We start from the raw sequence: 13672 nt of genomic DNA, 5'->3' as shown, positions 1-13672 counted from the left end.
TCGTGCGACGATCATGATCTGACCGTCTGTCATAGGGGAGTCCGCGCGGGGGCCTCGGTCAAGGAAGACACGCCCCCCTCGCCCCGCACCCGACTTCGTACATCTGTCCGTCGAACACGTCCCGACCTGCGGCGGCTTCGGACCGTCCGCCGGGCCGAAGACCACCCGAACTGCTTGGGAGAATGCCGTTACACGCGGCTCGTTCCGGCGTACGCTGGACCTTTCGTGGGGTGATCGCCCCGGCGCCCCGACCGCGCGCCGGGCGTGCGCCCCCTGGGTGGGGGTGGAACGTGGCACGACAGGACGGCAGGGCGGCCCGCCTGGGCTTCGGCCTCTTCGAACGGGAGGCCGCGCTCGACGCCGCGGAGGAGGCGCTCGACCTCCTCACCGGCCTCGCGCAGGAAGCGCCCGCCCCGTCCCCGCCCGCGCCCGTGCCCGCCCCGCGCGACTCCCGCGTCGTTCCCCTCCGCTCCGCCCGCTCGGCCGCCGACGCCCCGCGCCCCGTCGAACCGCCCGCCGCCCAGGGCGGCGTGCTCGTCTACGCGGCGCCCGCCGGACTCGGCAAGACCACCCTCCTCGCCGAGATCCGCCGCCGGGCCGTCGCCCGCGGCTGCACCGTCCTCTCCGCCCGCGGCGGCGACCAGGAGCAGCGGGTCGCCTTCCACGTCGCCCGCCAGCTCCTCCAGCCCCAGCTCGCCCACGCCTCCGACGCCGAACTCCGCGAACGGCTCGGCTCCTGGTACGACATCGTCGGCCCCGCCCTCGGACTGCGCGCCGCCACCGCGGGCTCCCCGCCCGACCCCCAGGGCCTGCGCGACGGCCTCGACTGGATCCTCACCCACCTCGCCGTCCGCCGCGCCCCGCTCGTCGTCGTCCTCGACGACGCCCACTGGGCGGACCCCGAGTCCCTGGGCTGGCTCTCCTCCTTCGCCCCGCGCGCCGACGACCTGCCCATGCTCCTCGTCGTCGCCTACCGGCCCGACGAACTCCCCGAGGAGGGCGCGGAGTTCACCGGGCGCCGGTCCGGCCAGCGCCCGCACGGCCTGGCGCCCCTCACCGCCGACGCCGTCGCCCAGCTGGTCCGGGACCGCATCGGCGCCCATGCCGACGACGCGTTCTGCCGCGACTTCTGGACCGTCACCTCCGGCAACCCGTTCGAGACCGTCGAACTGGCCGCCAAGGTCCGGGACCGGGGCCTCGACCCCACCGCCGACGGCGCCCACGAGCTCCGCGACCTCGCCGCCGCCCTCAAGGGCAGCGGCCTCGTCCACCGCATCGAACGCCTCGGCACCGCCACCATGCGGTTCGCCTGGGCCTGCGCCGTCCTCGGCACCGAAATCTCGCCCTCGCTCGCCGGCGCCCTCGCCGGACTGGGCGACGAGGCGGTCGCCGACTGCGCCGAACGGCTCCGCGAGGCCCGGATCCTCGCCGACATCGGCACCGCCGACGGACCGCTCGAATTCGTCCACCCGCTCGTCGCCGGCACCATCTACCGCGCCATCCCCGACGCGATCCGGGTCGCCTTCCACGGCCAGGCCGCCTGGTGTGTCATCGACGCCGGACTGGGCCCCGCCGCGGCGGCCCGCCACCTCCTGGAGACCCACCCCGAGGGCGACGCCTGGGTCGTCACCCAACTGCGCGCCGCCGCCCGCGAGAACCTCCGCGCGGGCGCCCCCGACGCGGCCCGCCGCCACCTCGCCCGCGCCCTGCGCGAGCCTCCCACCGCCGACGCGCGGGCCGCCGTCCTCTTCGAGCTCAGCTCCGCCTCGCTCCTCACCGAACCCGCCACCACGGTCAACCAACTGCGGGCCGCCCTGGAGGAACCCATCTCCGACGAGGCCCTGCGGCACGGCATCGTCTACCGCCTCTCGCAGGTCCTCGCCCACAGCGACCGCCTCGTCGAGGCATCCGAGCTGCTCGAACGCGAGACCCGGCAGACCACCGACCCGCGCAGCCGCCTCCGCATGCAGGCCGAGCGGTTCATGTGGGACGCGCTCCGCTCCGACGAACCCGAGTCGCCGGCCCGCTCCCGCCGCCTCGCGACCCTCGCCGACCGGCTCACCGGCCGCGACCTCACCGAGCGGTACATCATCGGCCTGCGCGCCTGGGACGCCACCCTGCGCGCCGAACCCGCCGCCGTCGCCCTCCGGCACGCCGAGCGGGCCCTCGAAGGCGGCCTGAGCTGGGCCGACGAGAGCCGCGGCTTCGAGGTCCCGGTCCTCGTCGCCCTCACCCACCTCTACGCCGACCGGCCCGGCCGCGCCGAGGAGCTCTTCGCCGCCGGCACCGCCGAGTTCGAGAAGCAGGGCTGGCGCGGCGCGCACCTCTCCTTCGCCTACACCCTCCTCGGCTACATCCGCTTCCGTCGCGGACGGCTCATGGAGGCCGAGGACTTCGCCCGCGCCGGACTCCGCCTCGCCGAGCGCGTCGGCCCCCGCACCCCCGCCCTCTGGTACGCCACCGGCGTCATGATCGAGGTCCTGCTCGCCCGGGGCCGTACGGAGGAGGCCGAGCGGGTCGCCCGCGACCACGACTTCGGCGAGCCCTTCCCGGCCACCGTCACCATCCCGGACTGCGAGACCGTCCACGCCGAGCTGCTGCTCGCCACCGGCCGCGCCGAGGACGCCGTCGCCGCGCTCGCCGACATCGGCCGCCGTCTGGAGCCGCGCGGCAAGCGCAACCCCTCGTGCAGCCCCTGGCAGCTCCACCTGGCGCTCGCCGAGGCCGCCACCGGCTCCCCGGCCAGGGCGCTCGCCACCGCGGAGAGCGCCCTCGCCCGCGCCCGCCAGTACGGCGCGCCCTCCGCGATCGGCCAGGCGCTCCGGGTGACCGCCGAGGTCACCGACGGCGCCGAGCGGATCAAGCTCCTGGAGGAGTCCGTCGACTGGCTCGACCAGTCCCCGGCCGCGTACGAGCTCGCCCGCTCCCTGGTCGCCCTCGGCGCGGCGCTCCGCAGGACCGAACGCCACGCCGAGGCCGCCGACCACCTGTACCGGGGCCTGGAGACCGCGCAGGACTGCGGAGCCGACGGCCTGGTCGACGAGGCCAGGGCCGAGCTGGCCGCCGCCGGGCTGCGCCCGCGCGCCCTGCACACCGCCGACGGCCACTCGCTCACCGTGCGTGAGCGGGCCGCCGCGCGGGCCAGTGTCCGGGGCCTGGACCCGGCCGCCGCGCTCGGCGTCGACGCCACCACGGCCGCCCGGCTGCTGTCCGCCGTCTACCGCAAGCTGGGCACCGACCGCTCCGGCCTCGCCCACGCCTTCGGCGACACCGGCGAGCCCCGCACGGAGGCGGAGAAGCCCAAGCCGGCGGATCCGGCCGAGTGAGCCGTCCGGCGCCGGGACGGAGGAGCCCGGCGCCGCACCGCGCGCCCGGGCACGTACCATGGCCGTATGTCCTTCCTCCGCCGTCGCAGCGCCACTCCCGCCGGCCCGGACTTCGATGTCCTGGCCATGGATCCGGGGGACTGGCCCGGCAATCTCGGCGCGGGCCTGCTGCCCGCTCCCGACGGTTCCTGCCAGGGCGTCTTCCTGCGCTACGACCTCTTCGGCGGCCGCGGCCCCGCGATGATCATCGGCAACCTCCCCGAGGGCTCCCCGGCCCGGGAGCTCGCCGAGGGCCAGATCCCCTTCGAGGTCGCCCAGCTCCTCGCCGCCCTGGAGAACGACGAGCCGGTCGAGGTGCTCGACACCGAGGACGTCCCCGTCATGCAGGGCGACAACCTCCTCATCGTGCGCCGCCTCAAGCTCTCCGAGAGCCGCATCTCCTGCGTCCAGTTCGACCGCAGCGACAACGTCCTGGTGACGATCGCCAGTTGGGACCGGCCCATCACCGACGACCTGTACGCGCTGCTCAAGCCGCTGCCCGCCGAACTGTTCCAGCAGGGCTGAGCGGGGAGGGCGGGGGCCGATGAGCGCACGCGTCGACGCCTGGATCTGGGCGGTCCGGCTCACCAAGACCCGCTCGCAGGCCGCCGCGGCCTGCCGGGCCGGACACGTCAAGGTCAACGGCGAGCGGGCCAAGCCCGCGCAGGCCGTGAAGCCGGGCGACGAGGTCCGGGTCTACGTGGCGGGCCGCGAGCGGATCGTCGAGGTCAAGGAACTGCTGACCAAGCGGGTCGGCCCGCCGGTCGCCGCCGAGGCGTACGTCGACAACAGCCCGCCCCCGCCGCCGCGCGAGCACGTCGCCCTCGCCGCCGTCCGCGACCGCGGCGCGGGCCGCCCCACCAAGCGCGAACGCCGCGAACTCGACGAGCTGCGCGGCCGGCGCCCCTAGCGACGCGGTGAGGGCCGCCCCCGGAGCGTCCGGGGGCGGCCCTCACGCGTGTCAGGACGGGACGCCCGCGAAGGCGGTGGCGGCGCGGGCCGCCGTGGTGCCGAGGCCGCGCGGCACCGTCCAGTCGGGCGCCGGCGAGGCGCCGCCGGTACGGGCGCGCAGGAGCGGGGAACCGGCGCCCGAGCGGACGTCGCCGGGGCCGTACCGCCGCACGCCGAGGTGCCAGTTCAGGACGGCCGCGAGCCAGTCCTCCAGCTCCCGCAGCCGCGCCTCGAATGCCGCCCGACCTTCGGCGCCGAGCTCGAAGTGGGCGTACATCAAAGGGACTTCATGGCGCTTCAGGTGCTCGTACTGGCGCAGTCGGCCGCGCATCAGCTCGTGAACGAGACGGGCCGCCGTGTCGCGGTCGACGTCGAGGAACTTCTCCACGACGAGCACTCCGTTGTGCAGCTCGCCCTCCACCTCGACCTCCTTCTGGTACGAGAAGAGGTCGTTGATCAGCGCCCCGTAGTCCGCCACCGCACTCTCCAGGGCGCGGACCGTGCCCGAGCGCTGGAGTGCCTCCGGCAGGGCGTCCTTCGCCCGCAACCGGCCCATCAGCAGGGTCAGTTCGGAGCCGAAGGTGCTGCGGCGCATCTCCACGTAGTCGACCGGGTCGGGCACGCGGTGCTGCGCCTGGTTGTGCAGCTCCCACATCCAGCTCTCCAGCATGAGGTCGAGCGCGGTCCACAACTGGCCCCGGGCCTCCGGACCCATGGCACCGGCGGTCCGCGCCCAGACGTCCGCCAGCGCCCGCTCCAGCGGGTTCCCGGCGTACTTCCGGGCGGAGGCGGGGTCGTCCACCGGCAGGCACGCCCTCAGTCGGGCGGTCTGCGCCCGGGCCCCCGCCAGGTCGCGGGTGCGTCCGAAGACCAGCGGGTAGTAGTCGTCGGCGTAGGTGCCCCAGGTCAGCCAGAGGGTGCTGAGTTCCAGTTCCTCCAGGGTGGCGTCGGGGTCGATGCCGGCCGAGCAGAGGGCGAGGTCGAAGCCCTCCATGAGGGGCCGGTCCCAGATGTCGTCGAGCAGCCCCATCTCCTGGGCCCAGTCCTCGGAGCGCCGCTTGGCCTCGCGGTGGTGCGGGCTGAGGGTGAGGGCGTAGGGGAGTTCGAAGTCGGGCAGCGGCAGGTGCCCGACGGGCTGGTGCGGGGTGTGGGTGAGGCTCCGTCGCCGTGCCTGGGCGGGCCGTCCGCCGAGCAGGGTGCGGATGTCGAGGCCGCCGGTGCCGAGCGCGCCGGTGGCGGTGCCGTCGGCCATGCCCTCGTTCATGTACCGGCTGGAGCGCATGTGCCACTCGTGGCCGCCCGACTGCCAGTCCTGGAGTCCCTTGGTGTACGCGCCGATCGCCGCGCACTCCAGCGGTGTGAGCCCCTCCTGGACGGCCAGCGCGGGCACTTCGGTGAGCGCGGTGTTCTCGAACTGCTGGACCCGTGAGGTCAGCAGGTCGTTGACGGCCTCGGCGGCCTCCTGGGTGGAGCAGCCGAGGAAGTGCTCCAGGACGAGCACGCCGTTGCTGTTCTCGCCCTCGTCCTCGACCTCGCGCTGGTACGAGAAGAGGTCGTTGCGCAGGTGGACGGCGTCCGAGAAGGAGTCGCGGAGCACCCGCAGGGGCCGGGAGCGGGCGACCCGGTCCGGGACCTCGGCCCCGGCGGCGTACTCGACGAGACCGGCGGACCAGGGGGCGCCGCCGACCTTGCGCCGCATCTCGATGTATTCGAGGGGGTTGGCGATCCGGCCCTCGTTGATGTTGTCGAGCTCCCAGAGGGATTCGTAGAGGAGGGCCTCGGTGGCCTCGGCGAACCGCTGCCGCCACCCCGCGGACATGGCGGGGACGGTGCGCCGCCACAGGTCGGCGAGGCCCGCCTCTACGGGGTTGGTGGGTTCGGGCATGCCGGTCACCGGGTCGGCCGGCATGAAGGCGGGGAGCCGGTCGAGGTACTCCTTGCCGGCGTCCCGGTCCTGGGTGCGCTTGAAGACCTCCAGGAAGTGATCGTCGAAGAAGAAGACCCAGGTGTACCAGTCGGTGACGAGGTTCAGCGTGTCCTCGTCGCAGTCGGGGTGGGTGTAGGCGCAGAGCAGCGCGTAGTCGTGCGCGTCGAGGTCGGCCGTCTCCCAGACCCCCGAGCCCTCCAGCATGCCCATGGCACGTGCCCAGTCCCGGGTGTGCGTCCGGGCCGCCTCCACATGGGTGTTGAGGCGCGCCGGGTACGGGACGTAGAAATCCGGCATGACGAAGGGCTGAGGCATCTGCGGGCGGGCCTTTCCGGCGGCGGGCGCTGTTCCGGCCCAGCCTTACCCGGGTGCGGGTCGCCGAACCCCCGGTCGGGAGTAGTCATATGAGCACAAGAAATGGGGGCGCCGGAAGGGAACTCCGACGCCACCCCGCCCTTTTCGGCCAGGCGTGCTCAGCCCTGCGAAACCCGCACGTCAGCGGCCTTCACGAAGGCGATCCGATGGCCGAACTGGATCTGGTAGTACTCCTCCTGGCCGCGCACCACCCGATGCCGACTGCTGTCGAACACCGGTGCGTAGTAGTACTCCCCGGGCACCTTGCCGCCCACCACGTACCGCTGCCCCGCGGGCAGCCGGTACGGCAGCGGCGACACCGCCTGCACCGGAACGCCCGCCGGATACGCCGACGCCTCCGGGTAGGCCCGCCCGTACACCGGCACCTCCGCGAGGCCGTCCCGCGGCGTCAGCACCCGCCCGCGCGCGCCCACCGCCGTCGGCGCCGCCTCCGGGTCGTGGAACCACGCCTTCTGCCCCAGGTACCAGATCGCCGTCCAGTCGCCCCGGCGCTCCGCCACCGCGTAGCTCTGCCCCGTCGACGCCCGCGCCCCCGTGTCGTTCACGCCGGTCGTGGAGTCCTGCCCGCCGGGACGCAGCCCGACGTCCTTCACCAGGGGCGCGTCGGCGCTCGGCGCGGTGTGCAGGCGCACGGCGCCGCTGCCGTGCGGCGCGCACGCCTCCCCGGCCCCCGCGCACCCCGTGTACACCGGCCGGTTCTCGCCGTACGCCGGGCGGATCGTCACCACGCCGGCCGCCGGCCCCGCGCTCGGCGTCAGCGGCCTCCCGAGCAGCCGGAAGTAGTGCGCCCAGTCCCAGTAGGGCCCCGGGTCGGTGTGCATGCCCCGGATCGACGAGGCCACCGTGCCCGGCACGTTGTCGTGCCCGATGACGTGCTGTCGGTCGAGCGGGATGTCGTACCGCTTCGCCAGGTACCGCACGAGCCGCGCCGAGGACCGGTACATCGCCTCCGTGTACCAGGAGTCGGGGGCCGTCAGGAAGCCCTCGTGCTCCAGGCCCACCGACTTGGCGTTCACGTACCAGTTCCCGGCGTGCCAGCCGACGTCCTTCAGCGGCAGGTGCTGGGCGACGTGGCCGTCCGAGGAGCGCAGCGAGTACTGCCAGGAGACGTACGTCGGGTCCTGCACCAGCTTCAGGGTGACGTCCCAGGTCGCCTCCGTGTCGTGGACCACGATGTAGTCGATCGACTGCGAGACCGGCCGGTCCGCCTTGTCGTGGTTGCCGTAGTCGCCGTCGCCGAACTCCTCGTACGGCGCCGGGATCCACTCGCAGGCCACCGTCGTCGGGCACTCCACCGGGCCCCGCTCCGGCGCCCGCAGTCCGAGCGCCGCCACCTGGCCCCTCTCCGGCGCCACCCCGGGAACGGCCGGCAGCGCGACCCGCTGCCCGCTGTCCGTGACCCGCGCCTCGCCGGTCCTGAGCACCTCGAAGACGTCGTTCGCGTACGCCGCCGCCGTGGCCGCGTCGTCGGCGCCCGAGTACCGCGCCACCGCCCCGTACCAGTCGCCGGGGTCGGCGCTCGGCGCGAGACCGGCCTCCCGCTGGGCCGCCGCCAGCAGGGCCGCGCCGCCCTCGATGTTCGCCGCCGTCAAGGTCCGCAGCTCCTCCGCCGGGATCCCGGAGAGCGCCGAGGCCCGCTCCAAGGTCCGCAGCCGCGCCGGCAGCTCCTCGGGCGCCGGCAGGGCGGCCTCCGCCCCCGCGCGGGCGGGCCGGGACCCGTCGCCGCGCGCGTCCTCGCCGTCCGCCGAGTGGTGCGGTACCGAGCGGGCCAGCGCGGTCGCCGTGTCGGTCAGGTGCATCGGCCCGTAGCCGCCGGTCACGCTCGGCGCGCCGGCGTGCCCGTCCCAGCGCGACTGCAGGTACGAGACGGCGAGCAGCACGCCCTCCGGCACGCCGTGGCGTGCGGCCGCCACGGCGAACTGGCGTTGCAGCGAGTCCGCCACCGGGGCGTCGGCACCGGCGGGCGGCGCGCCCGACAGGAGGGGGAGGAGCAGGGCGGCGGACCCGGCGAGCGCGAGCGCACGGCCTCGGGACGCGGAACGGAGCAAGGCAGCCTCCAGGGACGGGGGTGACACGGGGGCGTGCGGGAACCGAACCCGTACAGGGGTAGCGGCTCCCGGACCATCCGTCAATCACGCCTCACGTCGGGCGACTTCGCACGTCAGCGCGGCCGTGTGGGCCGACGCGGGCCACTTTCGCGGTGGCGGCCCGCCCACCGGCGGCGCGTCGGTGGTCTCGACCAATGGGTGCGCGGGGTCCCCGTCCCGGACACGGCGAAGCGCCGCACTCCCGGTGTGTCGGCACCGGGTGCGCGGCGCACACCCCCGTCTCGTGGCAGGAACGCTCAGCGCGTCCCCACCGCCGCGCGCACGGCCCGCCGTGCCATGGCGCAGTCGTCGTGCAGCCGCCTCAGCAGCAGCCGCTGTTCCTCCCCGGGGGTCAGCGCCCCCGAGCCCGTCGGGACCGAGCCCGCCGGCGGGGCCTCCTTGATGGTCCGCTGCACCGCCGTCTCGTACGTGCGGATCTCCCGCGTCAGCACCAGCATCAGGTTCACCAGGAACGCGTCCCGCGCCGCCGGGCCCTGCTGCTGCGCCATCTGGCTGATCTGCCGACGCGCCAGCGGCGCGTCACCGAGCACCGTCCAGAGCGTCGCCAGGTCGTAGCCGGGCAGGTACCAGCCGGCGTGCTCCCAGTCGACGAGGACCGGACCGGCGGGGGAGAGGAGGATGTTGGAGAGCAGGGCGTCACCGTGGCAGAACTGCCCCGTGCCCTGGCGGCCGCCGGCGTGCGCCAGCCCGTGCAGCAGCGTCTGCAGGTCGTCACGGTCGCGGTCGGTGAACAGCCCCAGCTCGTGGTGGCGGGCGATCCGCGTGCCGTAGTCCAGCGGCGCGTCGAAGGTCCCGGCCGGCGGCCGCCAGGCGTTCAGCCGGGCGATCGCCCCGAGCGCCGTGCGCACGTCGGCCCGCGGCGGGGCCTCCAACGGGTGGCGCGAGAGGGCCGCGGCCCGCCCGGGCATCCGCTCGATCACCAGGACGCCGTTCTCCGGGTCCGCCGCGATCAGCCGGGGCACCCGCACCGGCGGACGGTGGCGTACGAAGGAACGGTAGGAAGCTATTTCGTGCTGGAACCGCTCGACCCACGCGGGGGAGTGGTCCAGTAAACACTTCGCCACCGCCGTCATGCGCCCGGTGGTCCCGACGATCAGGACGGACCGGCCGCTGCGGCGCAGCACCTGCACCGGGTTGAACTCCGGGCAGATCCGCTGCACCGAGGCGATGACGACCTTCAGCTGCGCCCCCTGCGGACCGGAGAGGTCGATCCGGCCGCTGAGCCGGGCACCGGGTCCGGTGCCGGTCCCGGCCGCCCAGGACCGCGGACGCACGGCCCGCTGCGCGGGGGCGAGGTACGGTCCGGCACCGGCCGGCGCCATGCGGGTCTGCGGCCGGGGCGGGGCGGACACGGAGGACGATGCTGTGTACATGGAGGTGACAGATCCCTTCGTGTGCCGACGAATCGCGTGCGTCGCCCCGCCCGCCCCCGGTCCGCACCCTGGGGAAAATGAGGGCCGGTCGACGGGGCGGGGTGGCGCATACCTACCTGACACCCGCGCGCGGGTGGCGGAACATCGAGCGCACCCTGGCGAACCCTGGCGAATAGTCGCCAGCCCTATGACACCGGGCTACTGTCAACTCAGCCGAGAACCTGGGGGCTTAGACGTGACAGGACAGACCAACACCCGCCTGGCGGACCTCTTCGGCCTCGCCGGCTGGTCCAAGGGCGAACTCGCGAGACTGGTCAACCGGCAGGCGGCGGCCATGGGCCACCCCCAGCTGTCGACCGACACCTCGCGGGTGCGGCGCTGGATCGACAAGGGCGAGACCCCGCGCGATCCCGTACCGCGGGTGCTGGCCGCCCTGTTCACCGAGCGACTCGGTCGTGTCGTGACCATCGAGGACCTCGGGTTCGTACGACGCGGGCGTGCCGGAACACGGCAGGCCGTCAGGAACAAGGACGAGAACCCTGACGGAATGCCCTGGGCTCCCGACCGTACGGCTGCGGTCCTCACCGAATTCACGGGAATGGACCTCATGCTCAACCGACGCGGCCTGATGGGCGCGGGACTCGCGCTCACCGCCGGCTCCGCACTCAACAGCTCCCTGAACGACTGGCTCAGGACCGAGCCCTCCCGCCCCGCCGCGGCCCCCCGCGCCACCGATCCGTACCACGCCGACCCCGCCGGCTTCGACCGCTACGAGGCAGCCCCCATCGGCTCCGAGGAGATCGAGGCGCTGGAGCAGTCGGTCAAGATCTTCCGCGCCTGGGACGCCTCCCGGGGCGGCGGGCTCCAGCGCAAGGCCGTGGTCGGCCAGCTCAACGAGGTCGGCGGCATGCTCGCCTACCGCCACGCCGACCACCTCCAGCGCCGGCTCTGGGACGTCGCCGCCAACCTCGCCGTCCTGGCGGGCTGGATGTCCCACGACGTGGGTCTCGAACCCACCGCACAGCGGTACTTCCTCATCGCCGCCCACGCGGCCCGCGAGAGCGGAGACCGGCCGCGCGCCGGCGAGGCGCTGTCCCGTGCCGCCCGCCAGATGGTCCACCTGGGCCGTCCCGACGACGCCCTCGACCTGATGGAGCTCGCCAAGTCGGGCGCGGGGGAACGGCTGTTGCCGCGCACCCGGGCGATGTTCCACACCATCGAGGCGTGGGCGCAGGCGTCGATGGGCCGGGGGCAGGCGATGCGCCGCACCCTGGGCGAGGCCGAGGACCTCTTCGTCTCGGACCGGAACGAGGAGACGCCGGGCTGGATGCAGAGCTTCGACGAGGCCGACATGCACGGCATGCAGGCCCTCGCCTACCGCACCCTCGCCGAGCACGACCCGGCGGCGGCCGTCCCCGCCCAGCGCCACGCGAAGCTGGCCCTGGACCTGCGGCGCGACGGACACGACCGCTCCAAGCTCTTCGACCGCATCTCGATGGCCTCGGCCTGCTTCATCGCCGACGACCCCGAGCAGGCCGACCGCTACGCCCGACTCGCCCTCATCTCCATGGGCGAGACCTCCTCGCACCGCACCTGGCACCGGCTGCGCGAGATGTACCGGCTCACCGGCCAGTACGCGGGCTACTCGAAGATCGAGGACCTGCGCGCCGAGCTGGAGGTCGAGCTGCCGCGCTCGCCGGAGGCCCCGAGGACGGGCCAGATCTGAGGGCGGGGCGGGGCGCCGCGCGGCGGTAGCCGTCCCTACGGGCACCGGCGACACGGATACGAGGGCACACCGGATCGGGCTCCGGGCTGCCCGCGTACGGCTCGGCGCGCGACGGGTCAGCGGGCCCGGCAGGTCCCGCGGGCACGTACCGTCGGTTCCGTCTGCTCGGTCCGATCCCCCGGTTCCGTCTGTTCGGTCGGTGGGTCTGCTCGGTTCGTCCGTCTGCTCGGTTCGTCAGGTCTCAGGAGCCGACGCGGACGACCATCAGGCAGGCGTCGTCCTCACGGGCCTCCTCGCCGAACTCCTCCAGGACGGACCGGAGGCACTCCTGGGCGTCGCGGGCCTCCGCGAAGCGGGGGGCGAGGGCCAGCAGCCGGGCTAGACCGGCCTCGTCGCCGGCGGATCCGGGGGTCCGGGTCAGCCCGTCGGTGTGGAGCACGAGCACGTCGCCGGGGCGGAGCCGGGTCTCGGTCTCCTCGTACGCGATCCTCGGCGTCGCCCCCAGGAGGATGCCCTCCGGGCGGCGGAGCGGACGGGCCGTCCCGGCGCGGAACAGCAGCGGGGCGGGGTGTCCGGCCTGGGCCCACACGAGGGTCTGGGCCACCGGGTCGTAGCGGCAGCACAGGGCGCTGCCGAGGGCGGGCTGGCCCGAGCTGTCCAGGAGCTGGTTCAGGTGGCCCATCAGGGCGCCGGGCCGGATGCCGGCCACGGCCATGCCGCGCAGCGCGCCGAGCAGCATGGCCATCGAGGAGGTGGCCGCCACACCGTGGCCGGTGAGGTCGCCGACAGTGAGGAGGGCGTCGCCCGAGGGGAGGGTCAGCGCGTCGTACCAGTCGCCGCCGATCAGGTCGGTGGAGGCGGCCGGCAGGTAGTGCCCGGCGACGTCGAGGGGGGCGGGGCCGTCGTGGGCGAAGCGGAGCGAGCCGCGCCAGGCGGGGAGGACCGCCTCCTGGAGTTCCACCGCGACCCGCCGCTCGGTGCGCTCGACGTGGCGGCTGTGCTCCAGGCTGTCCCGGCTCTGCCGGACGACCCGCTCGCTGCGCCGCAGCTCGCTGACGTCCCTGAGAACGGCCCACATGGAGGCCGTGCAGCCGTCGGCGTCGAGGACCGGCTCGCCGGTCATGTGCACGGTGCGGACGGCGGCGTCGGTGCGGACGATGCGGAACTCGCCGTCGATCGGCTTCCCGTCGATCAGGCAGTCCGTCACCATGGCCTGGAGGAGCGGCTGGTCCTCGGGGAGCACCATCGTCGGCATCTCGTCCAGCGACATCGGGCCCCGCTCGCGCGCGCGTCCGAAGATCTGGAACAGTTCGTCGGACCAGCTCACCTCGTCGGTGAGCAGGTTCCACTCGGCGCTGCCGACGCGGGTGAGGAGCGAGCCGGTGGAGACCGGGGCCTCGCCGTAGGCCGCGCCGGCGTCGCTCGTGAACGAGCCGTCGAAGACGGAGGCGTCGTCCTCGGGCGGCAGGTCGGCCGGGTCCGCCGTCGGCGGCGTCACCGCCGGTGCGCCATCGCGCAACTGTCCGAACTGTGCGCTGAGCTCGTCGAGTTGCAGCACGGCCAGGTCGCAGAGCGCGCGCTGCCAGCGGAGCTGGGGGTCGTCGTCGTGAGCGGCGGTGTCCCGGCGGACTGCGTCGACCTCGCCGCGCAGACGACTCGTCTGCGAGATCAGCGCGTCCACCGCACCCGGCTCGGGAGGCTGGGCGGGACGATCCGCGAAGAGTGGGGACGGCATGTCGTACTCCGATACAGGCGCGGCGCGGCCCGAATGGGAACAGGGCCAGAGATGACTGTGGCACAGGGTGCGAGAGCCCGTAAGGGGTTTGGCAACACTCGATCCGGTGGTG

General features: G+C 74.3%; 8 protein-coding genes. 4 read left to right on the top strand and 4 right to left on the bottom strand.

Translation table 11 applies throughout. From position 1 onward, the window contains the following. Window positions 1-290: 290 nt before the first annotated feature. The 3 genes from ACFZCF_RS18790 (at window position 291) to ACFZCF_RS18780 (ending at window position 4275) form a co-directional block, all read left to right on the top strand. Entirely contained in the window at window positions 291-3326 is a 3036-nt protein-coding gene (locus ACFZCF_RS18790; protein WP_391287375.1) for an AAA family ATPase, read from the top strand. Window positions 3327-3392: 66 nt separating this feature from the next. Beyond that, the gene (locus tag ACFZCF_RS18785) at window positions 3393-3890 is read left to right on the top strand and encodes a hypothetical protein (protein WP_030494979.1); all 498 of its coding nucleotides are present in this window, start codon (window positions 3393-3395) and stop codon (window positions 3888-3890) included. A 19-nt stretch (window positions 3891-3909) separates the two neighbouring features. After that, window positions 3910-4275: an RNA-binding S4 domain-containing protein gene (locus ACFZCF_RS18780; RefSeq protein WP_382809629.1), complete on the top strand. Its 366-nt coding sequence runs from the start codon at window positions 3910-3912 to the stop codon at window positions 4273-4275. Window positions 4276-4326: 51 nt separating this feature from the next. On the opposite strand, the gene ACFZCF_RS18775 is transcribed toward ACFZCF_RS18780, so the two are convergent. The 3 genes from ACFZCF_RS18775 to ACFZCF_RS18765 form a co-directional block, all read right to left on the bottom strand. Further along, on the bottom strand, window positions 4327-6558 hold the full coding sequence (locus ACFZCF_RS18775; protein WP_391287372.1) for a germacradienol/geosmin synthase: 2232 nt from the start codon (window positions 6556-6558) through the stop codon (window positions 4327-4329). 158 nt (window positions 6559-6716) lie between these two features. Continuing rightward, the gene (locus ACFZCF_RS18770) at window positions 6717-8666 is read right to left on the bottom strand and encodes an N-acetylmuramoyl-L-alanine amidase (protein ID WP_391287371.1); all 1950 of its coding nucleotides are present in this window, start codon (window positions 8664-8666) and stop codon (window positions 6717-6719) included. A 296-nt stretch (window positions 8667-8962) separates the two neighbouring features. After that, on the bottom strand, window positions 8963-10099 hold the full coding sequence (locus ACFZCF_RS18765; RefSeq protein ID WP_391287369.1) for a phosphotransferase: 1137 nt from the start codon (window positions 10097-10099) through the stop codon (window positions 8963-8965). Between the two features lie 235 nt (window positions 10100-10334). On the opposite strand from ACFZCF_RS18765, the gene ACFZCF_RS18760 reads away from it, so the two are divergent. Continuing rightward, window positions 10335-11825 (top strand): hypothetical protein, encoded by a 1491-nt coding sequence (locus tag ACFZCF_RS18760; RefSeq protein WP_388444470.1) that lies wholly within the window; start codon window positions 10335-10337, stop codon window positions 11823-11825. A gap of 241 nt (window positions 11826-12066) precedes the next feature. On the opposite strand, the gene ACFZCF_RS18755 is transcribed toward ACFZCF_RS18760, so the two are convergent. Further along, window positions 12067-13560 carry a SpoIIE family protein phosphatase gene (locus ACFZCF_RS18755; RefSeq protein WP_391287366.1) on the bottom strand — a complete coding sequence of 498 codons (1494 nt, stop codon included), beginning with the start codon at window positions 13558-13560 and terminating at the stop codon, window positions 12067-12069. Window positions 13561-13672: the final 112 nt, after the last annotated feature.

This window comes from Streptomyces sp. NPDC007945, assembly GCF_042958885.1.
Taxonomy (GTDB): Bacteria; Actinomycetota; Actinomycetes; order Streptomycetales; family Streptomycetaceae; genus Streptomyces.
The sequence above is the reverse complement of the archived record's forward strand: the minus strand, read 5'-3'. Positions and strand labels throughout refer to the sequence as shown.

Coding starts and splice junctions, on each gene's coding strand:
- ACFZCF_RS18785 (WP_030494979.1), top strand. CDS start 3,393: ATGTCCTTCCTCCGCCGTCGCAGCGCCACTCCCGCCGGCCCGGACTTC.
- ACFZCF_RS18780 (WP_382809629.1), top strand. CDS start 3,910: ATGAGCGCACGCGTCGACGCCTGGATCTGGGCGGTCCGGCTCACCAAG.
- ACFZCF_RS18775 (WP_391287372.1), bottom strand. CDS start 6,558: ATGCCTCAGCCCTTCGTCATGCCGGATTTCTACGTCCCGTACCCGGCG.
- ACFZCF_RS18765 (WP_391287369.1), bottom strand. CDS start 10,099: ATGTACACAGCATCGTCCTCCGTGTCCGCCCCGCCCCGGCCGCAGACC.
- ACFZCF_RS18755 (WP_391287366.1), bottom strand. CDS start 13,560: ATGCCGTCCCCACTCTTCGCGGATCGTCCCGCCCAGCCTCCCGAGCCG.